Annotated in this window: 29 protein-coding genes and 1 tRNA gene; 6 read left to right on the forward strand and 24 right to left on the reverse strand. The window is 66.9% G+C overall.

The features are described from left to right. Nucleotides 1-127 precede the first annotated feature (127 nt). Nucleotides 128-1,258, forward strand: coding sequence for a sensor histidine kinase (locus PV646_RS41845; RefSeq protein ID WP_500348409.1), 1,131 nt, complete (start codon nt 128-130; stop codon nt 1,256-1,258). A gap of 238 nt (nt 1,259-1,496) precedes the next feature. On the opposite strand, the gene PV646_RS41850 is transcribed toward PV646_RS41845, so the two are convergent. From PV646_RS41850 to PV646_RS41860, 3 genes are all read right to left on the reverse strand, one after another. Next, nucleotides 1,497-2,102 (reverse strand): response regulator transcription factor, encoded by a 606-nt coding sequence (locus PV646_RS41850; protein WP_030474540.1) that lies wholly within the window; start codon nt 2,100-2,102, stop codon nt 1,497-1,499. Nucleotides 2,103-2,389: 287 nt separating this feature from the next. Next, nucleotides 2,390-3,073, reverse strand: a complete 684-nt coding sequence (locus PV646_RS41855; protein WP_500348410.1) for an SDR family NAD(P)-dependent oxidoreductase — start codon at nt 3,071-3,073, stop codon at nt 2,390-2,392. A gap of 66 nt (nt 3,074-3,139) precedes the next feature. Continuing rightward, nucleotides 3,140-3,730: a TetR/AcrR family transcriptional regulator gene (locus PV646_RS41860; protein ID WP_500348412.1), complete on the reverse strand. Its 591-nt coding sequence runs from the start codon at nt 3,728-3,730 to the stop codon at nt 3,140-3,142. A gap of 89 nt (nt 3,731-3,819) precedes the next feature. Between PV646_RS41860 and PV646_RS41865 the strand changes: the two genes are divergently transcribed. The 3 genes from PV646_RS41865 (at nt 3,820) to lipA (ending at nt 6,236) form a co-directional block, all read left to right on the forward strand. Then, entirely contained in the window at nt 3,820-4,128 is a 309-nt protein-coding gene (locus PV646_RS41865) for a hypothetical protein (protein WP_500348414.1), read from the forward strand. Continuing rightward, nucleotides 4,125-5,015, forward strand: coding sequence for an oxidoreductase (locus PV646_RS41870; protein WP_500348416.1), 891 nt, complete (start codon nt 4,125-4,127; stop codon nt 5,013-5,015). The genes PV646_RS41865 and PV646_RS41870 overlap by 4 nt, the downstream gene beginning before the upstream one ends. Before the next feature lie 219 nt (nt 5,016-5,234). Beyond that, on the forward strand, nt 5,235-6,236 hold the full coding sequence (gene lipA, locus PV646_RS41875; protein WP_500348418.1) for a lipoyl synthase: 1,002 nt from the start codon (nt 5,235-5,237) through the stop codon (nt 6,234-6,236). 138 nt (nt 6,237-6,374) lie between these two features. Here lipA and PV646_RS41880 read toward each other — a convergent pair whose 3' ends face one another. The 9 genes from PV646_RS41880 to PV646_RS41920 are packed head-to-tail and all read right to left on the reverse strand — an operon-like array spanning nt 6,375 to nt 10,200. Next, complete coding sequence (locus PV646_RS41880; RefSeq protein WP_500348420.1) at nt 6,375-6,914, reverse strand: hypothetical protein; 540 nt, start codon at nt 6,912-6,914, stop codon at nt 6,375-6,377. Further along, entirely contained in the window at nt 6,911-7,429 is a 519-nt protein-coding gene (locus PV646_RS41885; protein WP_500348421.1) for a DUF6286 domain-containing protein, read from the reverse strand. Before PV646_RS41885 ends, PV646_RS41880 begins: the two co-directional genes overlap by 4 nt. After that, nucleotides 7,426-7,773 (reverse strand): Asp23/Gls24 family envelope stress response protein, encoded by a 348-nt coding sequence (locus tag PV646_RS41890; protein ID WP_500348423.1) that lies wholly within the window; start codon nt 7,771-7,773, stop codon nt 7,426-7,428. The genes PV646_RS41885 and PV646_RS41890 overlap by 4 nt, the downstream gene beginning before the upstream one ends. A gap of 2 nt (nt 7,774-7,775) precedes the next feature. Further along, nucleotides 7,776-7,952 carry a hypothetical protein gene (locus tag PV646_RS41895; protein WP_402916527.1) on the reverse strand — a complete coding sequence of 59 codons (177 nt, stop codon included), beginning with the start codon at nt 7,950-7,952 and terminating at the stop codon, nt 7,776-7,778. 11 nt (nt 7,953-7,963) lie between these two features. Then, nucleotides 7,964-8,407 carry an Asp23/Gls24 family envelope stress response protein gene (locus PV646_RS41900; protein ID WP_500348425.1) on the reverse strand — a complete coding sequence of 148 codons (444 nt, stop codon included), beginning with the start codon at nt 8,405-8,407 and terminating at the stop codon, nt 7,964-7,966. Between the two features lie 57 nt (nt 8,408-8,464). Then, nucleotides 8,465-8,758: a hypothetical protein gene (locus PV646_RS41905; RefSeq protein WP_500348426.1), complete on the reverse strand. Its 294-nt coding sequence runs from the start codon at nt 8,756-8,758 to the stop codon at nt 8,465-8,467. Further along, on the reverse strand, nt 8,752-9,099 hold the full coding sequence (locus tag PV646_RS41910; protein ID WP_500348427.1) for an Asp23/Gls24 family envelope stress response protein: 348 nt from the start codon (nt 9,097-9,099) through the stop codon (nt 8,752-8,754). The genes PV646_RS41905 and PV646_RS41910 overlap by 7 nt, the downstream gene beginning before the upstream one ends. 4 nt (nt 9,100-9,103) lie before the next feature. Continuing rightward, nucleotides 9,104-9,652, reverse strand: coding sequence for a hypothetical protein (locus tag PV646_RS41915; RefSeq protein WP_500348429.1), 549 nt, complete (start codon nt 9,650-9,652; stop codon nt 9,104-9,106). Then, nucleotides 9,643-10,200: an RNA polymerase sigma factor gene (locus PV646_RS41920; RefSeq protein WP_394621887.1), complete on the reverse strand. Its 558-nt coding sequence runs from the start codon at nt 10,198-10,200 to the stop codon at nt 9,643-9,645. The genes PV646_RS41915 and PV646_RS41920 overlap by 10 nt, the downstream gene beginning before the upstream one ends. A 187-nt stretch (nt 10,201-10,387) precedes the next feature. Between PV646_RS41920 and PV646_RS41925 the strand changes: the two genes are divergently transcribed. After that, the gene (locus tag PV646_RS41925; RefSeq protein WP_089922531.1) at nt 10,388-10,594 is read left to right on the forward strand and encodes a CsbD family protein; all 207 of its coding nucleotides are present in this window, start codon (nt 10,388-10,390) and stop codon (nt 10,592-10,594) included. Nucleotides 10,595-10,634: 40 nt separating this feature from the next. Here PV646_RS41925 and PV646_RS41930 read toward each other — a convergent pair whose 3' ends face one another. From PV646_RS41930 to PV646_RS41975, 10 genes are all read right to left on the reverse strand, one after another. Next, entirely contained in the window at nt 10,635-11,660 is a 1,026-nt protein-coding gene (locus PV646_RS41930; protein WP_500348432.1) for a saccharopine dehydrogenase family protein, read from the reverse strand. A gap of 9 nt (nt 11,661-11,669) precedes the next feature. Further along, nucleotides 11,670-11,963 carry a hypothetical protein gene (locus tag PV646_RS41935; RefSeq protein WP_500348433.1) on the reverse strand — a complete coding sequence of 98 codons (294 nt, stop codon included), beginning with the start codon at nt 11,961-11,963 and terminating at the stop codon, nt 11,670-11,672. Between the two features lie 76 nt (nt 11,964-12,039). Next, complete coding sequence (locus PV646_RS41940) at nt 12,040-12,525, reverse strand: GNAT family N-acetyltransferase (protein ID WP_500348435.1); 486 nt, start codon at nt 12,523-12,525, stop codon at nt 12,040-12,042. Nucleotides 12,526-12,538: 13 nt separating this feature from the next. Further along, on the reverse strand, nt 12,539-13,738 hold the full coding sequence (locus PV646_RS41945) for a cytochrome P450 (protein ID WP_500348437.1): 1,200 nt from the start codon (nt 13,736-13,738) through the stop codon (nt 12,539-12,541). A gap of 62 nt (nt 13,739-13,800) precedes the next feature. After that, nucleotides 13,801-14,163, reverse strand: coding sequence for a hypothetical protein (locus PV646_RS41950; RefSeq protein ID WP_500348438.1), 363 nt, complete (start codon nt 14,161-14,163; stop codon nt 13,801-13,803). A 741-nt stretch (nt 14,164-14,904) separates the two neighbouring features. Further along, nucleotides 14,905-15,780 carry a hypothetical protein gene (locus tag PV646_RS41955; RefSeq protein WP_500348439.1) on the reverse strand — a complete coding sequence of 292 codons (876 nt, stop codon included), beginning with the start codon at nt 15,778-15,780 and terminating at the stop codon, nt 14,905-14,907. Nucleotides 15,781-15,810: 30 nt separating this feature from the next. Further along, a complete protein-coding gene (locus tag PV646_RS41960; protein ID WP_500348440.1) occupies nt 15,811-16,170 on the reverse strand; it encodes a hypothetical protein in 360 nt (119 codons plus the stop codon). 216 nt (nt 16,171-16,386) lie between these two features. Next, nucleotides 16,387-16,461: transfer RNA gene (locus tag PV646_RS41965), tRNA-Val, on the reverse strand. 37 nt (nt 16,462-16,498) lie between these two features. After that, on the reverse strand, nt 16,499-16,963 hold the full coding sequence (locus tag PV646_RS41970) for a peroxiredoxin (protein ID WP_500348442.1): 465 nt from the start codon (nt 16,961-16,963) through the stop codon (nt 16,499-16,501). A gap of 73 nt (nt 16,964-17,036) precedes the next feature. After that, on the reverse strand, nt 17,037-17,468 hold the full coding sequence (locus PV646_RS41975) for a DUF3052 domain-containing protein (RefSeq protein WP_500348443.1): 432 nt from the start codon (nt 17,466-17,468) through the stop codon (nt 17,037-17,039). A 320-nt stretch (nt 17,469-17,788) separates the two neighbouring features. Between PV646_RS41975 and aceE the strand changes: the two genes are divergently transcribed. Then, complete coding sequence (gene aceE / locus PV646_RS41980) at nt 17,789-20,548, forward strand: pyruvate dehydrogenase (acetyl-transferring), homodimeric type (protein ID WP_500348444.1); 2,760 nt, start codon at nt 17,789-17,791, stop codon at nt 20,546-20,548. A 109-nt stretch (nt 20,549-20,657) separates the two neighbouring features. On the opposite strand, the gene PV646_RS41985 is transcribed toward aceE, so the two are convergent. Together PV646_RS41985 and PV646_RS41990 are read right to left on the reverse strand one after the other, a co-directional pair. Further along, nucleotides 20,658-24,161: a hypothetical protein gene (locus tag PV646_RS41985; RefSeq protein ID WP_500348446.1), complete on the reverse strand. Its 3,504-nt coding sequence runs from the start codon at nt 24,159-24,161 to the stop codon at nt 20,658-20,660. Between the two features lie 226 nt (nt 24,162-24,387). After that, nucleotides 24,388-25,137, reverse strand: a complete 750-nt coding sequence (locus PV646_RS41990) for a GNAT family N-acetyltransferase (RefSeq protein WP_500348698.1) — start codon at nt 25,135-25,137, stop codon at nt 24,388-24,390. Nucleotides 25,138-25,249 lie beyond the last annotated feature (112 nt).

Below are 25,249 nucleotides of genomic sequence, written 5' to 3' on the forward strand. Positions count from 1 at the left end.
CGATTCAGTTGCCGTCCCGAACTGCCTTCGCATGTCTAGTATTCGGCCAGGGCGCGCGCCGTGCGAGGTGTTTGACCGGCGTTGACTCGGAGACTTTGCTCTGGAGCTGTTAGCTCTTGGGGGGCACGTGAATGCAACGCCAGCGATACCGAGATACCGCGCGATCATCGTGGCGGTCTTCGCCGCTGTGTGCCTGACCGACCTGACCCGCGCGGTGCTTCTCGCCGGCGAGATCACCGAATTGGCGGTGTCGGTCATTGATTTAGCGGTACTTGTCCTGCTGCAAGTGTCGTATTTCAGGCCGCTGTCCGCACTCCAACGGCACCTCGCACTGGCAGCCCAAGCGGCACTGCTGGTCCTGCCGTACGCCCTCTTCGGCTATTCCTGGACGGGCGTCGCGGGCCTCGTAGCCGGCAACGCGCTGCTGATCCTGCGCCCAGTCTTCGGCTGGTCGATCTTCGTCGCGACCGTGGTCTCGACCGGCCTCGCCCAGACCGTCCACGGCGAGGCGATGATGGCCACCGCGGCCATCGCACTGCTGCTCGCGGGCCTGGCCACGGGCTTCGCCACCCACCGCGACTGGCCCTCACCGGCCCCGCCACCCACCCCCGAGCCGGCCCCGCAGCCCCTGGCCGACACCGTGGTCATCACGACCGCCGCCGTGACCGCCGAACGCGTCCGCGTGGCCCGCGACCTGCACGACCTGCTCGGCTACAGCCTCAGCGCCATCAAGCTCAAGAGCGAACTGGCCCACCGGATCGTCGCCGACCGCCCGGACCACGGCTGGGAGTTCATGCAGGAACACATCGCCGATATATTGGACATCACCCACCACGCCCTGGCCGACGTGCGCTCCCTGGCCCGCGCCTACCGCCCGCTGTCCCTCGCGGACACCTCGGACTCGGCCAAGGCGATGCTGGCAGCCTCGAACATCGACGTCCGCGTGGAACTGGCCCACGACCCGCTCCCGGAGCCGGTGGAGACCGTCCTGGCCGCGGTCCTGTGCGAGGCCGTCACGAACGTCCTGCGCCACAGCGACGCCAGCACCTGCACCATCGGCGTGCACCAGCGCGGTGCCACGATCCTGCTCGACGTCATAAACGACGGCGCCGCCGACCGCACGACCTCAGCCGACTGCAACGGCGTCCGCAACCAGGCCGAACGCATCAAGGCGGTCGGCGGCACCTTCACGGCCCGCCACATCGGCGACGGCTCGTTCCACGTGCACGCCGCCATCCCGGCCGCCCCAAAGCCCTAACCCTTCGAGCCGGCAGCCACCGCCCAACCAATATATTGCCGCCAGTTCGCCTTCTGGTGAACTTCCACGCGGCACCCCTGCCGCGCCGCTCACCCCGAACCCGATCTTCGCGCACCCCAGCCCACCTGGCCCTTAGCAATGACTCGTTGGACTTCGTCGTCAAAAGAGTCATTGCAAGGGCCAGGTGAAGATCAGGATCGCCGCGCCCGGACCGCCCGCCAGATCGCCAGGTGACGACTCAGAACCAGCCGGACTTGCGGGCGATGCGGACCGCGTCGACCCGGTTGCGGGCATCGAGCTTGGCCGTCGCCGCCGTCAGGTAGTTGCGAACCGTGCCGACCGACAGGAACAGCGTCGTGGCGATCTCCATCGCGTCCGCGCCGTCCGAAGCGAGCCGCAGCACTTCCAGTTCCCGAGGAGTCAGCGGGCACTCGTCGGTGTCCCACGCGGAAAGCGCGAGCTGCGAGTCGATCACGCGGCGACCAATTGAGACGCCGCGAATGGCGTCCGCGAGTTCTCCAACCGGAGCATCCTTGAGGATGAACCCGTTGACGCGTGCGTTCAGCGCGCGGCGCAGTGTGCCCGGCCGCCCGAGACTCGTGAGAATGAGAGTGCGCGTCTCCGGTGCGGTGTCGTGGATGACGGTGGCGGCGGAAAGGCCGTCCATACCGGGCAGGTCGATGTCGAGCACCGCTACGTCCGGTTTGTTCTTCTCCACTGCGGAGATGATTTCATCGCCCGTTGCGACGGACGCGACGACCTCAATATCTGGTTCGAGATTCAACAAGGCGACCAAAGCACCGCGGACCATTTGCACGTCCTCGGCTAGTAGCACTCTGATCATCCGACCCCCTTGCTTGCCCCCAGGTCACCATTTCGAGTCTTACACTCGGTGACCATGCAGGACAAGCATTGAGTCCGGCTCCGGCGAGCGTTACTCCAAATGCGCTAGGAGCAATTAATGAGGGTAATCGGCGGATGACTTGGGGTCACCGCGCGCTCACAGATTGCTCAAGGACCGAATCGGCGACCGGGACGGCTCCAGGACTGCACGAGCAGAAAACGGTACAAGCGATTCGGTCCGTGCGGCAGGGTACGAACAACCGACAGAGCCGATCATCGAGGGCGCGTTCAGCGCGTCTCGCCCCAGCGCTCCAGCAGTTCGAGACCGCCGTCGACGGTGATCACCTGACCCTGGATCCACGCGGCTTCGTCGGTGCAGAGCAACGAAACCGCGTTCGCGATGTCCTGGGGCAGGGTGACGCGACCGGACGGGCTCTTGATCGCGAGCCGGTCGACCAGGTCCGGGTCGATGTTCATGGGGCCGTTGTCGACGACGGTGGTGACGACGGCGTTCACAGCCACCTTGTACCAAGCCATTTCCAGCGCCAGTGTGCGGATCACGCCGTGCACCGGTGTCACCGTGTAACCCGCGACGACCACGCGGCCGCCGTCGACGAGCGCCTTGGCGAGCGGCTCCACGATGTTGAGCAACGGCGTGAGGTCCGGCGACACGGCGTGGTGGACGAACACGTCCAGCTGGCCGCGTTCTTCCTTGACCCGGTCGAGCAGGAGCCGCACCGAGTGCTCGTCCTGGATGTTGAGCTGGGTGACGCTCACCGAGCCGGGCTTGCCGGCCAGGACGAGCTTCGCGCGCTCCAGGTCGACGTTGTCTTCGTCGGAGGTCGTGAGGATGACGTGGGCGCCGTTGTCGCAGAGCTTGCTCGCGATGGCGAGGCCGAGCCCGTGCGTTCCCGACGTGACCACTGCGATCTTGCCGTCGAGTCCCAGGCGCGTGTTGACAGGTTCGATCATGATGCTGACCACCTCGTTGTCCGCGTGGTGATCGACGTTCCGCTCGGCCGCTAGGGCCGAACTCGACTACTTCTTGCGCAATCCCTCCAGAACACGCAGGATCGCGCGTTCGACCTCACGCCCGGTGCGCTTCGGATCGGACGAGCTCGCGATGGTGCTGGCGCCCGCGGACAGTGCTCCGAACAGCAGCCGGGCCATGATCTCGACCGGCGCCTCCTCGATCTCGCCGGCGTCGACGAGCAACTGCACAGCCGTGCGGAGCAGACCGAAGCTGAAGTGCTCCTCCGCCTCACGCCAGCGTTCCCAGCCCATCACGACCGGCGCCTCGTGGACGATGATCCGCTGGTATTCGGGCTCCAGGCACTTGCGGACGTACGCGCGCAGACCGGCCACGGCGGTCTCCCACGCGTCACCGTCCGCCGTGATCAGCGCGGTCAGCGACGCGATCGACCGCGTCTCGACCTGGGTGAAGGCCGCTTCGAACAGCGCCTGCTTGCCGCTGAAGTGGTGGTAGAGCGCGCCTTTGGTCACGCGAGCGCGTTTGACGACCTCGTCGAGCGAGGTGCCGGCGTAGCCGCGTTTGGTGAACAGGTCGACGGCGCTGTCGACGAGCGCCTGCCTGGTCGACTCCGAGTACTCGGCGCGTCGTGTTCGCACGCACGAAACGTATCTCACATACCGGCAGTACGTACCGGTGGTATGGTCGTGTCATACCGAGGGTATGCGAGAAACCGGGGGTACGAGACATGGGCTGGACAGACCACTACCGCCGCCGTGACGCGCTCGACGCCGTCCTGAGCGACGCCCGCCGGGACCCGTCCGCGCCGTTGATCGTGGATCCGGACGTCTTCGGCTCACTGCACGAACTGCTGCTGGCACTCGACCACCGCTGGCAGAACAAGCTGACCGCCCGGATGGAGAACGCCGGGCTGAACGGACACGTGGACGAGGACCGCGTCATCGCGGAACTGGCCGCCGACGAGCCGGTGTTGCGAGCCGTACTGGACGCACACCTTTCGCTCAGCAGTTACCGGACGGTAGGAATGACTCCATGAGTCGTTGGACCGAAGCCGACATCCCCGACCAGACCGGCCGCACAGTCCTCGTGACCGGTGCGAACTCCGGCCTGGGTCTGCGCACCACCCAGGTGCTCGCGGCCAGGGGCGCCCACGTGATCATGGGGTGTCGCTCGGTCCAGCGCGGGGAGACCGCGCGACGGAAGGTCCAGGGTTCCGCCGAGGTCCTGGAACTCGACCTCGCCGACCTCGGTTCCGTGCGCACGGCGGCGGAGAAGGTCGAGGCGCTCGACGTCCTCGTCAACAACGCGGGCATCATGGCCGTCCCGAACGGCCGGACCGCCGACGGCTTCGAGCGACAGTTCGGCACCAACCACCTCGGCCACGCCGCGCTGACCTGGCTGTTGCTGCCCGCGCTGAAGCAACGCCCCGGCGCCCGCGTCGTGACTGTCTCGTCGCTGATGCACCGGGCCGGGCGGATCGACTTCGAGGACCCGAACTGGGAGCGCCGCCCGTACAGCCTCCAGGGCTCCTACGGGCAGTCGAAGCTCGCCAACATCCTGTTCGCTCGTGAGCTGGAGCGTCGTTCACCGGACGTGACGTCCATCGCGGCACACCCCGGCATGACCGCCACCGAGCTCACCAACAACATGGCCGACGCGCACAAGTCCGTGGTCATGAGGGTCGGCGGCAGGATCAGCCACCTGTTCTCGCAGTCCGTCGAGATGGGCGCGCTGCCGCAGCTCTACGCGGCGACGTCACCCGAAGCACGCGGAGGCGAGTACTACGGCCCGGACAGTTTCAACGGCGCCCGCGGTTACCCCACCGTCGCCCGCATGACCGCCGCCGCCCGGGACGACCTCGCCGCGAACCGCCTCTGGGAGCTCACGATCAAGCTGACCGGAATCGCTCCAGATCTTCCGTAGGGGTGCCGGCGCCCTCACCCGGAAGACGCCGGCCGGCCCGGTCGTCACCTCCGGGCCGGGAACATCTTCAGCCCTGACGTGTTGTTCATGTTCGACGTGACCTGCGTCAACAACAGATCGTGAACAACGGGCGCTCCACCAGAAGCCCGGTCTCCGCACTTAGCCTGACCAGGGAGTGCGTGACCCCGGACACTTGAGTGCGCAGCGTAGGGTGATGACGTGACTGTGGTACCTGAGGGTCGGAAGCTGCTGCGGCTCGAGGTCCGCAACAGCGAGACGCCGATCGAGAAGAAGCCCCCGTGGATCAAGACGCGGGCGAAGATGGGCCCCGAATACCGGGAGCTCAAGGGTCTGGTCAAACGCGAAGGCCTCCACACGGTCTGCGAAGAGGCCGGCTGTCCCAACATCTACGAGTGCTGGGAAGACCGCGAGGCCACGTTCCTGATCGGCGGCGAGCAGTGCACCAGGCGCTGCGACTTCTGCCAGATCGACACGGGCAAGCCCGCCGACCTCGACCGCGACGAACCCCGCCGCGTCGCCGAGTCGGTCCAGGCGATGGGCCTGCGCTACTCCACCGTCACCGGCGTCGCCCGTGACGACCTGGAGGACGGCGGCGCGTGGCTGTACGCCGAGACGGTCCGCCAGATTCACGAGATGAACCCCGGCACGGGCGTCGAGCTGCTGATCCCGGACTTCAACGCGGTCCCTGAGCAGCTGGCCGAGGTCTTCGAGTCGCGGCCCGAGGTGCTCGCGCACAACCTGGAGACCGTCCCGCGGATCTTCAAGCGCATCCGCCCGGCGTTCCGCTACGAGCGTTCCCTCGAGGTGATCACCAAGGCCCGCGAGTTCGGCCTGGTCACCAAGTCGAACCTGATCCTCGGCATGGGCGAGACCCCCGAGGAGGTCACCGAAGCGCTCAGCGATCTGCACGACGCGGGTTGCGACCTCATCACCATCACGCAGTACCTGCGCCCGTCGCCGCGGCACCACCCGGTCGAGCGCTGGGTGAAGCCCGAGGAGTTCGTCCAGCACAAGGAGACGGCCGAGAAGATCGGCTTCCTCGGTGTCATGGCGGGCCCGCTCGTCCGCTCCTCCTACCGCGCCGGCCGACTCTTCGCGCAGGCGAAGCAGAAGCGCGGCGAGGACCTCCCGGAGAGCCTCCAGCACCTGCTGACGGTGTCGGCGTCCCAGGAGATCACGAGCCTGCTCGCACCTCGTTAGACCCTCTAACGCCAAGCGGGCCGCCCCACCGGGACGGCCCGCTTCGTCGTTTCAAATACGGGTTTCACCTGCGATTTCACCTTTGCAATGACACGTTTGCGGACGTCCGCAAACGTTTTTTGCATAAGCCGTGTGGGCTCAGTGCACGCGGGCGTCGCCCTTCGAGGACGACATCCGGAACTCCACGACGGCCTGCAGGTCGGGCGTGCCGAGTGCCTCGCGCAGGCGTGGCAGGCCCTCGTCGTCTATACGGCGGCGGATCCCCCGCAGATCGGCGTCGCCGAAGGCGCGGACGACGAGGGCCAGGCGTGGAGCGGTGTGCGGGCCGGTCAGCGCGGCCTCGACCTTGCGCACACCGGGGTAGGCGGTGATCTCTTCGGCGAACGGCGCGGTGGCCGTCGCGGTGCTGATGCGGGTGGCGCCCGCCTCGTCTGCCCAGCGCCAGGACACGACCTTGCGGCGCGGGATCTGGGCGGCGAGCCAGCGCAGGCACAGCAGCGCGACCACGACCGCCGCGGCGGCGACCACCCACAGCACCCACGCCGGTGGCAGCGCCGTACCGGGCAGCAGGGAGGCGCCCCGATCCAACTGGGGCACGAGATCGAGGTGGACGGCGACCGCGAGTGCGCCGGCGAGCAACAGGACCAGGCCCAGCAGGCCCAGCACGAAGCGGTTCACGGTGTGCTCCTGAGGGCTTTGACCCGCACCACGACCTGGGGAGGCCGGGCGAGGGCGAACTCGCCGACACGATGTTCGAGCGCCGTGCGGACGGCGTCGCCGAGACCGTCGACCACGGCGCGCCGGGTACGCACCACCGCGCGGACCCGGCGGCGGCGCACCTTCACGGCGGCCGACTCGACGCCGTCGACGACAGCCGCGGACCGCAGGGCGTTGCGCAGGCCGCGCACCGACACCGCGGTGTGCTGGTCCAGAGTCGCGGTGCGCGCCCGTCCGGGCACCACCGCGGCCAGGAGCAGCAGAAGTCCGATGGCCGCGACGACCCCGCCCGCCACGGCCACCTCCCGCGCCGACCACGTCAGGTCGTGCACCGTGCCGACGACGGAGTCGTAGGGCAGGAACGGGGGTTCGCCGAGCGCGAGCTGGACGGCCGTCACCGCGACCAGGACCGACGCGGCCAGCAGGACGAGCGCCGTGAGCGTGGCGGTCAAGGCGCGCCGGGAGCGGCGGGTCACTGGACCCTCCTCACCGGGACCGCCTCCGCGCGCAGGACGCCCACCGACACGTCCACGACGGAGACCCGCAGGCCCGTGAGCGCGGCGACCCTCGCCACCAGGTGGGCGCGGACACGGGCGGCCGTCGACGCGACCGGCGCCGGGTAGCGCAGGTCCAGTCGCGCGTCGAGGGTGGCCACTCCCCCGGTCACCCTCGCGGTGACGGCGCAGTCGAGCACGTCCGGCACCTCCAGAGCGGCACGCCCGGCGATGCGGCCCACCGCGCGGTCCGCGACGGTGGTCAAACCTGGCTGAGCCGAACCTGCTCGGGCAGCACCCGGCTGCGCGGTGAGCGTTGTCGTCATCGTCAGTCCCGATCCCTGCCGAGCAACTGCGCGAGGTCGAGCTTGCCCTCGGCGACCCGGCCCGCGACCAGGCCGAGCGCGCCGAAGACGAGCACTACCAGGAACGCGCTGAAGCCCCCGAACGCGGCGGCCAGGCCGAGCGCGAGCCCGGTCAGCAGGCCCAGTGCGGTGGTGCTCATGGCGTTCCCCTTCACTGCACGCGAGTGGTTTCGGGCTTCTCTTCGCCCTCGTTGTCGCTCGGGATGTGCACGTCGTTGACGTTGATGTTGACCTCGACGACCTCGAGGCCGGTGATCTGCTCGATCGCGGTGATCACGTTGGTGCGCACCGACTTGGCGAGGTCCGCGATCGGCACGCCGTACTCGACGACGAGTTCCAGGTCGACGGCGGCCTGCTTCTCGCCGACCTCGACCGACACGCCCTGGCCCGCGCTCGCGGTCGCACCGGGGATGCGGTCGCGCAACGCGCTCAGCGCACGGGTCGCGCCGCCACCCAGGGCGTGCACGCCGCGGATCTCCTTGGCGGCGAGGCCCGCGACCTTCTGCACCACGACGTCCGCGATGGTGGTGGAACCCTTGTCCGTCACCAGCTTCCCGGCCACGGCGTTGTTCTTCTCCACAGTCTGGACGCTCATCGCATTTCCTTCCTTCGAAGCGGTCACATCTGTAGGACATCGGCTCTCGCCGAAACGTCACGACCCGTTCAGGTGATCGAGGGCACGTTTGTCCACATCGGTCACCACGATTCGCACGACGGCGTCTTCCCATTGCGTGCCAAGGAGGACAGACCGCAACGACTCACCGGCCTCGACGAGCGACAGCGGCAGCCGAGTCGCGACGACCCGGACGCACACCAGTCCGTCCTCGACGTCGACGGCCAGCGTGTCGACGTCCCAGGAGGTCCACGAGCGCGGGGGCTCGGGCACCGACGGCCGCAGCCCGTCGACCTTCTCCAGTGCCTTCAACAACTCCGTCACGATCACCATGCGACGTCCACGATGGTGACGAACACCGACTCCACCTCGACGCCGGTCAGTTCCTGCACCAGCGCGCGCACCGACCGTTGCACGGCACGAGCCACGGCCGCGGCCTGGTCCTGTCCCGAGATCACCACGTCCACCTCCAGCAGTGCGACGGCTCCCGACCACCGCACCCGCACGCCTTCGACCGGAGCGGGCTGCAGCCCCTTGATCTGCTGCCTCGCCTTGCGCACCACAGAACTCACGAGGCCTGCCACTCCCGGCTGCACACGCACCCCGGCGATCTGTTCGGCCGCGTGCACCGCGACCGCCGCCACCGCCGGAGCGGACACGACTGTTTCGATCACTCGCTCATCCTTCGAGAACGTCCGACACGACGAGGTCCAGGCGGGCGAGCCGCACACCGATCCGTGCGGAGGCCGCCGCCAGCACCCTGCGCCGCACCTCGTCGTACGCCAGGTGCGTGACCTGTCCCGCGGTGATCGCGATGCTGAGCTCGACCTCGATCACCGGGTCCGGCAGGGTCGACTCCGGCGCTTCGACGACCCGGCACCCTCGCGCTCGCACGCCGTCGACGCCGTCCGCGGCGTACCGCAGCACCGCCGCGACCGCGCGCGTGCTCACCCGAGCCAGTCCGTCACCGGGCAACGGCACGACATCGGACCGCCGCACGTCCGCGCGCACGGCCGACATCACGCGGCTGACCAGGTCGAACGGTGGCTCGACCTCTTCGCGGGCCATCTCGTTCGTGGCCTCGCGCAACACCAGGAGGCTCTCCCGCACCGCCGCGCAGTGCGGGCACGAGCGCGTGTGCTCGTCCGAGAGGTCGATCGCCTCCCAGACTTCTTCGACGTCCCGCCCGCACGGCAGGACGTAGTCGGACTCGGACGTCACCGCCACGGCGCCATCACCTCCGCGAGTTGAGCCCGTGCCCGCGCGAGCCTGCCGCGCACCGACTGCTGGGTCGTGCCGATCGCCTCGGCGATCTCGTCGTAGGACCGGCCGTGGACCTCACGCAGCACCCAGCACGCCCGCTGTTCCGGCGTGAGGCCGCGCAGTGCGGCTTGCAGCGCGTCGAGCTGCGCGTTCACCTCCACCGCGCGGTCGGGCCGGGTCCGCGGCGCCGGCGACTCGTGCTCGTCGAGCTCGGTGTCGGCGTGCGGCTTGCGCTTGCGCAGCACGTTCAGGCACTGGTTGGTGGTGGTGCGGTAGAGCCAGCCGAGAAAGGCCCCGTCGTCGTTGAGCTGCCCGAGCCGCCGCCACGCGGTCAGGAACACGTCCTGCACCGCGTCCTCGGCATCACCCTTGCTGCCCACGATGCGCAACGCCAGCCGGTACATCGGCCCCTGATAACGACGCACGAGCTGCTCATACGCCCTCATGTCGCCGTCACGTGACCGTGCCACCAGCGTGGCATCGTCGAGTGCGGCTGCCTCGGCCACGCTCATGCGCACACCCCCGCCCGAAATTTGCTTGGTCGCTTGACTGACACGTTCGATCGCGGAACGTCACGCGGTTCCCGGATTTCCCGCCCGTGATCACCCTCACCCGTTTTTCACCCGACAGTGGCGTGACGAAGGCGGGTCGGCGGGTATCGAACTAGCGTCAGATCGAATTCGAGCTCAGGAGGACGCGATGTCGCTGTCGGACAAGATCGGCAACAAGGCGGAGGACCTCGGCGGCAAGGTCAAGGAGACCGCGGGCGAGGCCACCGGCGACCAGCAGCTCGCCAACGAGGGCCGCGCGGACCAGGCGAAGGCCGCCGTCAAGGACGGCGTGGAGAAGGTGAAGGACGCCGTCGGCGGAGTCGTCGACAGCGTCGCCAAGCACCTCAAGAAGTGACGTTGGACGGTCTGACAAACGTGACGTTAGAACCTCTAACTCACGTGAAGCGGACCTCGCCCGCGACGACGCCGTCGAGCTCGCGCACGAAGTCGGCGCCGAACGCGCTGGACGGAGTGTGCGAGCCGGGCGTCACGCCGTTGATCTTGGCGATGGCGCGGAGCACGGAGTCCGCAGTGAGGCTGTAGGCGTTCGGGGTGGTGATCGCGCATTCGACCTTCGTCTGCGCGTCCCACGCCTCGCCGAACACCTCGGCCCTGGTGTTGGCGCGCTTGCGCTCGTCAGGGCCTTTCACCTTGCCGGCGACGGTCTTCGCGACGGTCTGCACGAGCGACGTCTGCAACACGGGCGCGAACACCTGCTGCAGTTGCCCGAGCACACCCGGCACGGTGGTGAACGTCGTGATGTTCGGGATGCCGGTTGACCGGTAAGCGGTGCTCACGTCGCCCCACGGGATGCTGCCGACCTCACGCGGCCCCGACCGGAAGTACGCGGTGCGCCTGCGATGTCCGATGCGGACGCTCCTCAGGTCACCGTTCACGCGGATCCGCCCGCCCACGGCCGCGGCCTCGACGGACGTCTTGGTCGTCCCGGCGCTCGCCCCTCCCCCGACGACGAACGCCAGGTCGAGGTGGGTGGCGGACGGCAGGGCGTCCTTCAGCATCGCGGCGACGCAGTCCGTGGGCACGACGTCGAACCCAGCACCGGGCAACAGCACGATGCCCGCCTTGCGCGCGTCGACGTCCCTCACCCCGATGGCCTCGAAGACGTCGATCTCACCCGTGATGTCGAGGTAGTGCGTTCGGGTCCTCAGGCACGCGTCGACCATCGCGGTGGACGTCTGCGAGAACGGCCCGGCACAGTGCACGACGGCGTCGACGTCCTCGAGGTGCGCCCGCGCCTGGGCCAGGTCGAACGCCCGGAAGTCCAGCCCCAGGGCGGCCGCGATCGGCTCGACCTTCTCGAGCGAGCGCCCGGCGAGGATCGGCCGCTCCCCGCGCTTGACCGCGAGCTCGGCGATGAGACGTCCGGTGTAGCCGTTGGCGCCGTAGACCATCCACGTCATGCCGCGACCTTACCGGCGAGTAGCCCGCCGGGAACCGACCAAAGAGCCCATCAGCAGCAGTGCGCCCAGCCCGATCACCGGCAACCCCCAGAGCAGCCGGCGGTGCCTCAGGTCGGCGCAGATGTCCACATAGGCCGGACTGACCGCGGAGACCGCGGGCTCGTCGAACCCGAGGCCCAGGCTGTTCCCGCACGGGACCAGCGTCCCGCTCGGCGCCTCGACGGCCAGCGTCACGAACAGGATCGCACCCCCACCGAGCAAGAACGCGAGACCGACCACCACGGCGAAGGTGCGCACTGACATGAACAAAAGGTAGGTCTCAAATGGACTTTGGGATAGCCCTGGTCAGCCGCATTGGGGTTGATCCCCTAATCCCCGGCTAAACGCGTTCGGGCCCCCTCGCCGCCGAGAACGCGTAGCGCTGCTCCACACGGCCGTTGCGCGGATGCGGCGCGGGGTCGCCGACCTTGATCCATCCGAGGCGTTCGTAGAGCCGCACGCCCCGGACGTTGTCGACGTAGACCAGCAGCTCCGCCTTCTCGTATCCATTCTTGATCAACGCTTCAGGCAGTGCCCGCAACAACGCCTCACCGACGCCCTTGCCCCACGCGTCGGGATGAACACCGACGTAGTTGACGTAGGCGGTGTCCGTCCCTTGTGGACCTCCAGCCAGGAAACCCACTGCCTGGCCGCCATCCAGAGCAAGCAGCAACAGCGAGGGCTCGTTCGCGAGAGCGCTCTCCACCCCGGGCCGCGCCGCGTCGAGCGACGGCACCTCGTCGTAGCCGTCCCTCACGGCGACCGCGTGAGCCCAGATCAACGCGGCCACGTCGACGTGGCCTGGTCCCCCTTGAATGATCTCCACGATCACCAGCGTGTCAGCGCCTGAGCACCACCGGTAGCGATTTAAGGCTGGCCATGATGTCGTTGTGCGTGATCTCCGGCTGCTCGTCGCCCGAGAAGGCGGCACGCGGAAACCGGCTCGTCAGCTGCCGCAGCACGGTTTCGGTCTCCAGACGGGCCAGCGCCGAACCGAGGCAGAAGTGCGGCCCGTGCCCGAACGTGGCGTGGCCGGTCGTCTCGCGGTCCAGCCGGTACTCACCGGCGTTCTCGTGCGCCCGCGGACACCGTCCGGCGGCGCCGAGGTTGATCAGCAGCAGCGTGCCCTCGGGAACTTCCACGCCGCCGATCTCAACCGCCTCGGTGGTGATGCGGTGCGTGGCGCTGCGGACCGGCGAGTTGTGGCGCAGCGTCTCCTCCACGAGCCGCGGCACCAGACTCGGATCCTCAGCCGCCTTGTGCCACCACCCGTTGTCCAACGCGTCGTGCACAACGTTCGAGATGAGGCTCGCCGACGTCTCATGGCCCGCGACGACGAGAAGGAAAGCCATCGCCATCAGTTCGTCATGACTCAGGTGGTCGCCCTCTTCGTCAGCCTTGGCCAACGAACCGAAGAGCGAACCTGGGTCCAGCGCGTTGCTCGTGAGCAGGCCGTGGAAGTAGCCACCCAGCTCGTCACTCGCCGGCTGCGACACCTCGGGTTCCATCGACATCATCGTCTCGATCAACGCGCGAACCCGCGCCCGATCCCGCGGCGGCAGCCCGAGCACCTCGCCGATGACGTGCATGGGCATCGGCACGGCCAACTCCCTGACGAGGTCGATCTCCTCACCCTCGGGAAGCCGGCCGATCAGCTCCGCGCTGATCTCCTCGATGCCGGGCGCGAGTTGCTGCACCGCCCTGCCGTTGAACGCCTTCACCGCGAGCGCCCTGAGCCGCGCGTGCTGCGGGTTGTCGCTGTTGAGCATGCTCGGCCCGAACAGTCCGGCAAGGTTCTCCTGCGTGCTCCCCAACGCGGCGAGCTGCCGCTTGATCTCGCACTGCAGCCTCGCGCTGTCCTTGGAGAGCCGTTGGTCCGTGAGCAGCTGACGGGTGAGCTCCAGCCCAACGGTGACCACCTGCATCTCCACACCGTTGGGCAGGGTGACGGCGTGCAAGGGCCCCTCCGCCCGTGCGTCGTCCTCAATCCGGTGGTGGTCACGTGCGCGCAAGTCGCCGCCGGTCAACAAGTTCGACATGGCCGGTCTTCGCCTCCGTTTGGATTCGACCAGGACATCTCTTTCGGGACCGTTCTACCGCGCTACCGCAACGAGTCCAATGCGCTGATCGTCTCGACCGAGGGCAACCGCGGCGGCTCGGAGGCGATGGCCTTCCGCCCCAGCACCCACTCCGGCAGGTGGTGCCGCAACGCCGCCCGCCCCTGAGCCGTGATGTCGACCGGCGAGGCCATCCCGTGGTCCAGGCGCTGTTCCCAGGTGATCCACTCTCGGGCCCTGAGGATTTCGAGGTCGTCCGCGTCCCACTGCTTCGCCGGCCGGTGCTCCAGGTACCAACTCGTGGCGCCGCGGTGCACACCGCCCTGCTCCGTCAGGGCGAGCAGCTTGATCTGCTCCTGGGTCACCGTGGTGGGAACGGGCTTGGCGGCCTTGTCCTTGCGCTTCACAGGTGGTCGTCCTTCAGAGCTGGCGGATCCGAACGTCCCCGACGAACTCGGACAAGGTACGGCACCACGGCGGCACGTTCCAGGATCGGCCGCAGACCGGACAACGACGTCCGAACCTCGCCTGCACCGGAGTTCGTCAGCAGATCGCACGCGGCAGTCGCTCGACAGCGATGCGCAACCGAATTCACGAATCTCGGACGACAGTGGTCACGTCAATCAAGCATGACTGCTGGACGCACCGCCAGCGCCATCCGCCTAATGAAACAAATCAGTTCCTTGCAGCTTCGAGGCATCCGACTTCTCAGGACAAGTTTTCGGCACCTGAGTGGGTGAAAGTTGCTCGCAGGTCACGTCAACGCAACGATCACCTGGAGGAGTTCGGAACTCTGCGCATCGCAAGCGCTTGCAGAACGTAAGTATCGGCCACCCCACCATGACTCCGCTTGCACACGAGGCGTGTCACAGTAGAGTGCACACCTCTCGCGACACTACAGTCACGGAGACACGAGGCGTACGAGGCGTAACAGCGACCTTCCGCGCCACGATAGTCAGGCACCAACAACCTCTGGCAGTCGTCGCACCAGGATGGCGACTCAAGATCACTTTCAGTCATGATCACGGCGCCATCCAGGGCAACGCGACGACCTTTAGACAGGAGAAGCCGAGAACCATGGGCGGCGAAGAAGGCGACGAGTAAGCTTGCACCGCAAATAGCCTGTGCGAGATCATGTCCCGCACAGGCTATTTCAGCTGCAGGCGCATGCCGATCGGCGTCGACACCGGAAAGTCACGCGCAGTGAGCGTGAACGTCCTTCGGTCTTCGTCGTCGTGACTGTCCGCGATGGACAGGCTCGCTGCAGCGACGTTGACACCGATCGGGGAGAAGTGGGCGTCATATCCCACCGGCAACACGATCGTGTACTCAATCGACTTGACCGGCATTCGCTTGCTGAACCGAAAAGTGAAGTCGTCCGAGATTCTCTTCGTCATGAGGGGACGACATTTTCCCGGCCATTTTCGAATCACTCGAAGCGTAATCTCTTCCCCTTCGAGCAACGGCGTGTGAAAGTGGACGATGGACTGGATTTTGCGCTCGGATATCCATGACCTGGTCACATGCCACTCCGGCCCGCTGGCGTTGTTGACCGCCAAGTAGCGTGCACTCAACTTGACTCGCTTGCGATACCTCTCCGGCTGATCCCAATGACTGCCGGTGCGAAACCTGATGAAGTAGACCTTCTGCGTGAGCGCTTTTGCCTTGATCGTCAACACTTCCCGCGTGTCGCCGTTCTTCTGGACGTAGATCTTCTGGTTCCACTCCTGAATCAGGATCAGCGGATCCTCGTGACCGTCGAAGACGAAATCACAATATCGAGCAAGAAGCTCTTTATGAATATCGTACTTGTTCTTCAAACGCTTCCGGTCAGCGATAACGAGCAGGATGACAGAGGTGATCACGAAAAGCACGATAACGATCGCCGTGGTCTTGAAAGCCTGCGACGGACCGACCAGCGCCGCGATTATTCCCCCCAGCCCGAGCAGGGTGAGGATCGTTGTGAAAATGGCCGATGAGCGCTCCCGCTCGATGTAGTCATCGAGCCAATCGATGAAACCCATGCGCCCCTCCCCTCGTCAGGACGTGCATGCTCATCGACCGTCAGGAAGCGATCCAACGTGCTTGTCGACATCAAAGTCATGATCTTCAAGGCGCTGGCGGGCCGCACGCCGCTCGTCTTCCGAGAAGAGCACCGCGTACTTCGGATGAAGGACACACGCTTCAACGCTATGACTGAGCTCGCCCGCTTCCCACAACCGGATGAACCCGTCGTGGGTCTGAGGGCCGCCAAGCAGGATCCGGGCAGCTCCGACGCCTCCATGAAGCGCCACCATCTCGATGAACGCCTTGGCGCGGTACTGGATCTTGCGGGCCAGGTAGCGATAGCTCTCGTGCAAGTCGTCCGTGAACTCGCGGGCGAGTTGCTCGGTGTTCGGCACTGCGCCAGTCATCACTGCCACCCGTCGTCGGCTGATGCTCCTATCGGCAGATGGTCTACGTGCGTTAGCTCGTGTTCAGGCCAACTCACATGGACTTTCGTCCAACAGAGTGAATCCCATCAGCGAATTCGGCCACGTGCAAAGCGGCCGGAATCAGGCCGCACGACGCCCGTGCGGATCCATGGAGGCGAATCGGGGCGATCTGGGTGAGCGACGGAAATACGTACGTGGTGGGCGCGACAGGGTTCGAACCTGCGACCGCTCGGGTGTAAACCGAGAGCTCTTCCGCTGAGCTACACGCCCCAACCCCGGCACCGCAAAGCGCAGGGGCACAACTACATCATGCCTGAAGCGAGGCGACGGCCTTCTTCCAGCCCGACTGATCGCGGGCCTCACCCGGCGCGTTCACCTCAGCGAAGCGCACCACGCCGTCCACGTCCACCAGGAACGTCCCCCGCAGTGCCATGCCCGCAGACGCGTTGAACACGCCGTAAGCCTGCGCGACGGCCCCGTGCGGCCAGAAGTCCGACAGCAGCGGGAACTGGTAGCCCTCCTGGTTCGCCCACGCCTTCAGCGCGAACGGGGTATCCACGGACACGCCCAGCACCTGGACGGCCGCGTCCTCGTACACCGCCAGTTCGTCTCGCAGCTGGCAGAGCTCGCCCTGGCAGGTGCCGCTGAACGCGAACGGGTAGAAGACCAGGAGCACGGACCGTGAGCCCCGGAACGACGACAACGTCACAGGTTGCTTGTTGTAGTCGTTCAGGGTGAAGTCCGGAGCTTCCGAACCGACCTCGACCGCCATGAACCCCTCCAGCCAGACATGGAAACCCACGGACGAGTGAACGCCCGTGGGTCAACCCTATGTCAGCTCGACCTCAGCGCTTGGCCTTGGCCGACTTCGGCCACACCAGGCGGATGCCCGCCCAGTCCTCGGCGACGCTGATGTTGGAGGTCTGCGACAGGCCGGCGGTCGGGACCGCTTCGGCCACATCGCTGGGCTCCACGTGGCCGGCACGGCCGGTCTTCGGGGTGAGAACCCAGATCACGCCGTCCTCTGCGAGCACGCCGGTGGCCTCGAGGAGGGCGTCGACCAGGTCGCCGTCGTCCTCGCGCCACCAGAGCAAGACGACACTCACCGTCTCGTCGGCATCCTCGTCGAGGAGGTCGCCCCCGATTCGCTCCTCGACAGCGGCACGCAAGGCGTCGTCAACGTCCTCGTCCCAGCCGAGTTCCTGGACGACCATGCCTGATTCGATCCCGAGCTTGTCGGCGACGCCGAGCTTGCCGGCGTCTTCCGCGGCGACCACGGTTTTCACTCCTCCAACTACGCAAGAGCGACAGCCCTAAGACTGCCGCCAGAGTCCGTTACTCGGGCTAGCGAACACTGTCAGCTACCTCCGGCGCAACTGTTGACCACTTGACACGCCGGAACGGGCACCCCTGTGCGTACACCTACACTGGCATGAGGCACGCTCTACATACCTCTTATCGCGCGCGCGTGAGCGACACGATCCAGAACTACCGACCGGTAGCGATGACGAAGTCGTCGCGCAAGGACAACGATAGGAACGCGTGGCACGGTTGCCGGGCCAGCGCGAAGTACCGCCAACGAAGCCGAGGAGACACCTTGAGCCCGCAGAACACCGGCCCCGAGCGGGTGCGCGTCATTCGCGACGGTCTGGCAGCGCACCTGCCGGACATCGACCCCGAGGAGACCTCGGAATGGCTCGAGTCGTTCGACGAGGTGCTCAAGGGCGGCGGCCAGCAGCGGGCGCGTTACCTGATGTTGCGTCTGCTCGAACGCGCTGGTGAGAACCACGTCGGCATGCCCTCGCTGACGAGCACCGACTACGTCAACACCATCGCCACCGAGCGGGAGCCGTGGTTCCCCGGTGACGAGGAGGTGGAGCGTCGTTACCGTGCGTGGATCCGCTGGAACGCCGCGATGACGGTGCACCGCGCGCAGCGACCCGGCGTGGGTGTCGGTGGACACATTTCGACGTACGCGTCCAGCGCGTCGCTCTACGAGGTCGGCTTCAACCACTTCTTCCGCGGCAAGAACCACCCCGGCGGTGGCGACCAGGTCTTCATCCAGGGCCACGCCTCCCCCGGTGTCTACGCCCGCGCGTACCTCGAGGGTCGCCTCTCCGAGCACCAGCTCGACGGCTTCCGCCAGGAGTACTCGCACGCCGGACCGGGCGGCGGCCTGCCGTCGTACCCGCACCCGCGCCTCATGCCGGACTTCTGGGAGTTCCCCACGGTCTCCATGGGCATCGGCCCGATGAACGCCATCTACCAGGCGCGATTCAACCGCTACCTGCGCGACCGCGGCATCAAGGACACGTCCGACCAGCACGTGTGGGCGTTCCTCGGCGACGGCGAGATGGACGAGCCCGAGTCGCGCGGCCTGCTCCAGCTCGCCGCCAACGAGCAGCTCGACAACCTGACGTTCGTGGTCAACTGCAACCTGCAGCGCCTCGACGGCCCGGTGCGCGGCAACGGCAAGATCATCCAGGAGCTGGAGTCGTTCTTCCGCGGTGCCGGCTGGAACGTCATCAAGGTCGTCTGGGGCCGCGAGTGGGACTCGCTGCTGCACGCCGACCGCGACGGCGCGCTCGTCAACCTGATGAACAGCACGCCCGACGGCGACTACCAGACGTACAAGGCGAACGACGGCGCGTACGTCAAGGAGCACTTCTTCGGCCGTGACCCGCGCACGAAGGCTCTCGTCGACGCCATGAGCGACGACGAGGTGTGGAACCTCAAGCGCGGCGGCCACGACTACCGCAAGGTCTACGCGGCCTACAAGGCGGCGACCGAGACCGTGGGCCAGCCGACCGTCATCCTCGCCAAGACCATCAAGGGCTACTCGCTCGGCCCGCACTTCGCGGCCCGCAACGCGACGCACCAGATGAAGAAGATGACCCTGGACGACCTCAAGGGTTTCCGGGACAGCCTGCGCATCCCGATCACGGACGAGCAGCTCGAGGCCGACCCGTACCTGCCGCCGTACTACCACCCCGGGCAGGACTCGCCGGAGATCCAGTACATGCAGGAACGCCGGCGTCAGCTCGGCGGTTTCGTACCGGAGCGCCGCACCAAGTCCAAGGCGCTCGTGCTGCCGGGCGACAAGGTCTACGAAGGCATCAAGCGCGGATCCGGCAAGCAGGAGGTCGCCACGACGCAGGCGTTCGTCCGGCTCGTCCGCGACCTCGCGAAGGACCCGGAGATCGGCCCGCGCATCGTGCCGATCATCCCGGACGAGGCACGAACGTTCGGCATGGACTCCATGTTCCCGACGCAGAAGATCTACAACCCGAACGGCCAGGCGTACACCTCGGTGGACGCCAACCTGATGCTCGCCTACAAGGAGTCCGAGCAGGGCCAGATCCTGCACGAGGGCATCAACGAGGCGGGTTCCACGGCGTCGTTCACGGCGGTCGGCACGTCCTACGCCACGCAGGGCGAGCCGATGATCCCGATCTACATCTTCTACTCGATGTTCGGCTTCCAGCGCACGGGTGACGGCCTGTGGGCGGCGGCGGACCAGATGGCGCGCGGCTTCGTGCTCGGTGCCACCGCGGGCCGCACCACGCTGACGGGTGAGGGCCTGCAGCACGCCGACGGCCACTCGCTGCTGCTGGCGCACACGAACCCGGCCGTCGTCTCGTACGACCCGGCGTGGTCCTACGAGGTGGCGCACATCGTCAAGGACGGTCTGCGCAGGATGTACGGCGAGAACGCCGAGAACATCTTCTACTACATGACGGTCTACAACGAGCCGTACGCGCAGCCGGCCGAGCCGGAGGGCCTGGACGTGGAAGGCCTCCTGCGGGGCCTCTACAAGTTCCAGGACGGCCCGCAGACCGGTGGCCCCCGCGCGCAGATCCTCGGCTCGGGTGTGGGTCTCCCGTGGGCGCTCAAGGCCCAGCAGATGCTCGCCGACGAGTGGGGTGTCTCCGCGGACGTGTGGTCCGCCACGTCGTACTCGGAGCTGCGCCGCGACGCCGTCGACACCGACCGCCACAACCTGCTGCACGTGGACGCCGAACCGCGCGTGCCGTACGTGACGCAGGTGCTGAAGGACGTGCAGGGTCCCGTCGTCGCCGTGTCCGACTGGGCGTCGGCGATCCCGGACCTGATCCGCCCGTACGTCCCGACCGACATGACGACCCTGGGCACGGACGGCTTCGGCTTCTCCGACACCCGCCCGGCCGCCCGCCGCCACTTCCTGGTGGACGCGGAGTCCGTCGTCGTCGCCACGCTGGCCGCACTGGCCAGGCGCGGCGAGGTCGAGCAGTCGAAGGTCGTCGAGGCGGCCCGCAAGTACCGCATCGACGACGTGCAGGCGGCCGGCCCGTCCACGGGCGACGCGGGCCTCGCGTAGTCACTCGCTGAACCGAAGGGCCGCTCCGCACGCGCGGGGCGGCCCTTTTCACGCCCTGAGAGGCTCTGAGAGGCCTTTCCGCTGCCTAACTCGCCCTCCCCGTCCGCTCTCATGCGTCGTGGTCGTCCTCGGCTTCCTTGTCCCACCTGTCGGCCTGGGCATCGAACCCCTCAACGCACTTGCGAAGCTGGCGGGCTGTGAAAGGCCAGCGATCCTCGATCTGGAGCGCCCAAGCCGCGTGCTTCGCGCTCAGCTCGCGCTCCTGGTCACCGCCGTCGTACACGCCGCGCACCGACAAGCTGTGGTTGTTGGCCGTTCCGAGGACGAAACCCTCGCTGATCCGGGCGGACGCGAGATCTTCCAGGACATCGCGGACGAACTCGGACGGCCAAGCGCCATCGCTGCCATGTGAACTTCCCGCCAGCATCTGGCCGATGTAGATCTCTCCTGCCTCGAGATGATCGGTGCCAGCGAGCAGGGCACGCGACTCGTCCACCCACTGCCTGTGCTCAGGTACGGTCCGACACTTGAACAATGCGATGAAGGCACTTCCCTTGACCGGCTTGACGGGGCCGTCTGAGCGCTCCATGGCCAAGCAGACCAATCTTATGAACTTCTGCGGGTCGGTCGAGATCTGCCGGTACAGAACAGCAGGAGCACGTGTCTGGCTGAGTTCGATGACGTAAGTCAGCTCCAGATCAGCGATCGTGTCTTCATCAACGCCGGAAGCCGTCAGGTGGTCGAGCAACACTCCGACTTCGTGCCGCAGACCTCGATGCTCGGCAGCTGCCTGAAGAGCGCGGACCACCAACGGGTGCGGTGGCATCCACACCTTTCTGAGCACCGCCAGGTACAGAACGCCCACCACGACCTCAGGCCGGTCGCGAGCGATGAGCTCGCGAAGGTACCGCTCCGTACCAGCGTCCTGGGGCACAGCTGTGGTCAACTGCCAGTACATCGCCTGCGCTGCCTGATCAGCGGCCTCGACGAGGTTCAGCACTTCGGTAGAGCCAGGCAACGCGAGCAGCGCGCGTCCCTGAGTGATCGGATCCCACGACCTGAGCCGGTCACCCACCATCTGCAACGCCTCGTGCGTCTGTGACCTCGCCACAGCGGCAAACCAGCCCGATGCCACTTCGGCCGAGGCGTCGTTCCCGTGAAGCAGAGGGAATAGCTCGTCGTGCATTTCGAGGCCCACGACCTCAGCGACCTTCGCACCAAGTGACTGGGCGTCAGTCATCTCTGAAGCCAGCGCTAGGATTCCCTTGACGCCGTGTGCTCCGAGCACTTCCTCGACCACGGCGATCCTGCGCTGACGACGCCGTTCCACGTAGCCCTCGTAGTCGTCGAACGCTTCGAGTGGCATCACATCCGAGTTGAACAGCAGCGCGTGCCGTTCCGGAAGATCGACGGGCTCCAGCCGTGCGACGAACTCCTCCAATCCAGGGGTCTCTGCCGCGAAGTACACGAGATGACCGAGGAGTGCCCACCAGAACGTCATGCGCACGCGGGGTTCAAGGACGTCGACGTCGAGCGCGACCATCGCTTTGACGAGGCTTTGCCTCGTATCCGCCCGGACGCGCGCCAGTCCTCGGACGACGTCAGGCCACCGAGCCGGGTTGGCGGCGGCCATCTCGATCACGCGTGTGGTGAGCAGGGCGTGGGTCGGTTCCCAATCCTCGATCGGGGCCTGCACGAACGGAGTCGGCCAGTCACGGAAAGCCGGACGGTCGGTAAGCGCGTGAAGTCCGTAGTCCTCCGCCAGGAACCTGACGGCGAGCCGCCAGCCGATGGCGGGCTTGCGCCGGAGAACGTCCTCGATCGCGGCGCGCTGCCGTTCGGCGGACGCGACGGTGAACGGCATCAGTGGTAGGAGCGCATCGGCAAGCGTTTCCAGTGGACGGCTCCGGTAGTTGCTGTCCGGATCGGGATCCAACTCGGCAAGACGGGCCAGCGCCCTGACGCCGAGCAGTAGATGTTCAGCCGTCCAGCAGAGCCTTCCGAGTGCCCAGAGCAGATAGGTGTGCGGCGACCGCCCGAATCCACCTGCCGTGTCCGCGAACATCCGTACCAGTACAGGATCTCCTCCGCTCAGACCTTGATCCACCTGGTCCAGGAAGAGCTCAGGAGCTGCCTCTGCCAACAGCGGCAACACATCCGCCAAGGTATTCCACCGTTCTCCCGACGGATCGTCGTTGGCGTGCTGGAGGAGTTCCGCCACCAGCTGTTCCGCACGATCGTCGCCCTGTACTCCTGCCACCGCGATGACCTGGGCGACCCCGTGGCGAAGGTGCTCAGACGCCTCAGCCCCGAACAGGACCGAGATGGCAAGCCGGCGCCAGCGCTGGAGTCCGGCGTCCCCAAGCCTGGTCCCCAGGTAGGCCCAGGCGTCCTGGACGTCGGCGAGCTGATACCTGTTCCCGGACTTGTGCAACAGCGGATCATCGTTGTCCGAGTTCTCGATGGCGAAGAGTTCGATGTCCTCGTACGGCAAGTCGGTCAGCTCTTGCAGGACAAGCTGATCAGATTCGGTGGTCCGCCCCCATGCCCCGGCAAGCGTCAATCGCACGGCCAAGCGCGGAACGGGAGGGGATGCCCAGGACGGCGTGGACCTACCTGGCGTCATCCTGCGCATAAGTGCGCGAACGCTCTTCCTCAGCGCGCCCGCGCACTTGTCGGCCTCGCCACGTGACATGCCGTGTGCCATCAATGCGGCACTTGCCTTGTCACGCGGTATGCGTGGCAGGACAAAGCTGTCATGGCGCCGATCGTCGCGTGAGTCGGCCACGACAAGGACGTGATGTCCGCGTCGCGTGGCACTGTCACGGTCGAGGTCGCTGGAGGTCGTTACGATCAGCAGGGGCTGCAGCCGTATCGCATGGCGCCAACCGTGCTCTGTGTCGGCGAGGACCGCGCGGCGTGCAGGTCCGGTGACGGAGAACAGCGACGCGACGAACGTCAGCGCCTCGTAGGCGGAGGCTGCCGTGATCACTCTCGTCGATGCCGGTCCAGCGAGCCATTCGTCGATCTGCCGGACCACCGTTTCGCGGCCGATCAGGGGGAAGTCCGAGGGGAGCTTCGTCGACTCGACCTGTTCGAGCCACCAGGCGTTCAAGCGACACAATCCGGCGACAACGCCGATCCCCAGTTCAGGCTCCACCTCGATGAGATGTCCCGGAAGGAACTGCAGCCACACGTGCAGGTCACGGTGGCTGAGCTTGGCGTTCTGCCGGTCGACGAGTTCTCGGATGTCTTCCGGCAGCTGGGCTGCCTCGGGCATCATCGTTTCCCGCCCGAAGAGCATCGGGATCAGCTGTTTGCCCAGCCGGAGCGCCTCTGCGATCTCCTTGCGAACCCAGTTCTCTGGATCGTGCAACACCTCGGTGTTCCAGCGCGGCCCGATCACGACGAGCAGCACTCGGCAGCCGCGCACACCGCCGAGCAGGTCGGGCTGGAAGACGTTCCCCAGCGAGATCGAGCGGCTCGACCTGAACACTTCGTCGCGCCCGAACTCGCGCGACAGCCCTTCGTCCAGCGCCAGTGCGGCCTCGTCGCCGTCTCCGACCTGGAAGTTGATGAAAATTCCCGCCACGCTCAAATCCTCGGCAGTCATGGTTCGTTCCGACAGGGGTTTCCCGTTTCCTCTTCAACGCCGCACAGTCGTGCGCACCGGTAGCTCAGCCGGCTCGGTAGCCGGTGAACCCACCGCTTCCTCGAACGGGACCGAACGGCTTTGGCATACCCGACGGGGTGGAAGCACCGCTGCCCAGGTCACCGGTAAGCGGCCAGCACCGTCACGCCGCCGACCAGCCACTCTGCACGCGCGGGGCGGCCCTTTTTCACGCCCTCAGCGCGTACTCGGTGAACTGACCGGCGATCCCGAACCCCAGACGCCGGTAGACGGTCGCGCCGTCCTCAGAGGCCTGTAGGACGGCAATGCGGTGCCCCTCGGCGCGGGCGGTGCGCAACGCGGCCAACGTGATCGCACCGCCGTAGCCGCGGCGACGGTCGCCGGCGAGGGTCGCGATGTTGTAGACCCCGGCGACCCCTGCGTGCAGGAACACCTCCGCCGTGCACACCGCACGGCCCTCCGCGTACCCCACGAGGTAACGCGCTGAGCTGGTCAACGCGTGCGGGGCCGTGGCGGCGTAGAAGCGGCGGACCGTCTCGGCGGGCGGGTCCCAGTTCGCGGCCAGGATCGAGGCGTAACCGGCGAGTTCCGCCTCTGTGGTGACGCGGTGGATCTCCAGCCCTTCGACGTCCGGCTCGGGCAGGGCGGCGTCGGCGAGGTCCATCCACATCGCGGCCTCGGTGTCCGTCGCGTGGCCCAGCACCGAGCCGAGTTCGGCCGGTGTCGACGCGGGACCGACCCACCACGAGAACGGGCGTCCGGTCGCCCTCACCGCGCTCACGGTCTCGGCCACACGAGCAGACACGTCATCCGAGCTGAAGCGGGCCGCCGCGACGATGTTGAACGTGTCGTCGTCCAGGCCGCTGTCCGCGATCAGGAGGTCGTCCGTCACGGTCACGGTCGCGCCGTCGAGATGCCGGTGCAGGTGGCACGCGTGCTCGGCAAGGTTCAGTTCCATGCTCGCCAGCAGGGTGGTGGTGTGGGCAACTCGCTCGTCCTGCATGGCGTCCATCGGACCACGCAAGGGGCCTTAGCAATGAGTCTTTTGCAGACGAAGTTCAAAATCTCAT

The organism is Streptomyces sp. ID05-26A (genome assembly GCF_033794685.1).
Taxonomy (GTDB): domain Bacteria; phylum Actinomycetota; class Actinomycetes; order Mycobacteriales; family Pseudonocardiaceae; genus Lentzea.

Bases quoted from the DNA above. Each gene is read 5' to 3' on its own strand.
- PV646_RS41850 (WP_030474540.1), bottom strand. From the start codon at position 2,102: ATGATCAGAGTGCTACTAGCCGAGGACGTGCAAATGGTCCGCGGTGCT.
- PV646_RS41855 (WP_500348410.1), bottom strand. From the start codon at position 3,073: ATGATCGAACCTGTCAACACGCGCCTGGGACTCGACGGCAAGATCGCA.
- PV646_RS41865 (WP_500348414.1), top strand. From the start codon at position 3,820: ATGGGCTGGACAGACCACTACCGCCGCCGTGACGCGCTCGACGCCGTC.
- PV646_RS41870 (WP_500348416.1), top strand. From the start codon at position 4,125: ATGAGTCGTTGGACCGAAGCCGACATCCCCGACCAGACCGGCCGCACA.
- PV646_RS41890 (WP_500348423.1), bottom strand. From the start codon at position 7,773: ATGACGACAACGCTCACCGCGCAGCCGGGTGCTGCCCGAGCAGGTTCG.
- PV646_RS41895 (WP_402916527.1), bottom strand. From the start codon at position 7,952: ATGAGCACCACCGCACTGGGCCTGCTGACCGGGCTCGCGCTCGGCCTG.
- PV646_RS41900 (WP_500348425.1), bottom strand. From the start codon at position 8,407: ATGAGCGTCCAGACTGTGGAGAAGAACAACGCCGTGGCCGGGAAGCTG.
- PV646_RS41905 (WP_500348426.1), bottom strand. From the start codon at position 8,758: ATGGTGATCGTGACGGAGTTGTTGAAGGCACTGGAGAAGGTCGACGGG.
- PV646_RS41920 (WP_394621887.1), bottom strand. From the start codon at position 10,200: ATGAGCGTGGCCGAGGCAGCCGCACTCGACGATGCCACGCTGGTGGCA.
- PV646_RS41925 (WP_089922531.1), top strand. From the start codon at position 10,388: ATGTCGCTGTCGGACAAGATCGGCAACAAGGCGGAGGACCTCGGCGGC.
- PV646_RS41930 (WP_500348432.1), bottom strand. From the start codon at position 11,660: ATGACGTGGATGGTCTACGGCGCCAACGGCTACACCGGACGTCTCATC.
- PV646_RS41935 (WP_500348433.1), bottom strand. From the start codon at position 11,963: ATGTCAGTGCGCACCTTCGCCGTGGTGGTCGGTCTCGCGTTCTTGCTC.
- PV646_RS41945 (WP_500348437.1), bottom strand. From the start codon at position 13,738: ATGTCGAACTTGTTGACCGGCGGCGACTTGCGCGCACGTGACCACCAC.
- PV646_RS41955 (WP_500348439.1), bottom strand. From the start codon at position 15,780: ATGGGTTTCATCGATTGGCTCGATGACTACATCGAGCGGGAGCGCTCA.
- PV646_RS41960 (WP_500348440.1), bottom strand. From the start codon at position 16,170: ATGACTGGCGCAGTGCCGAACACCGAGCAACTCGCCCGCGAGTTCACG.
- PV646_RS41970 (WP_500348442.1), bottom strand. From the start codon at position 16,963: ATGGCGGTCGAGGTCGGTTCGGAAGCTCCGGACTTCACCCTGAACGAC.
- PV646_RS41985 (WP_500348446.1), bottom strand. From the start codon at position 24,161: ATGACTGCCGAGGATTTGAGCGTGGCGGGAATTTTCATCAACTTCCAG.
- PV646_RS41990 (WP_500348698.1), bottom strand. From the start codon at position 25,137: ATGGAACTGAACCTTGCCGAGCACGCGTGCCACCTGCACCGGCATCTC.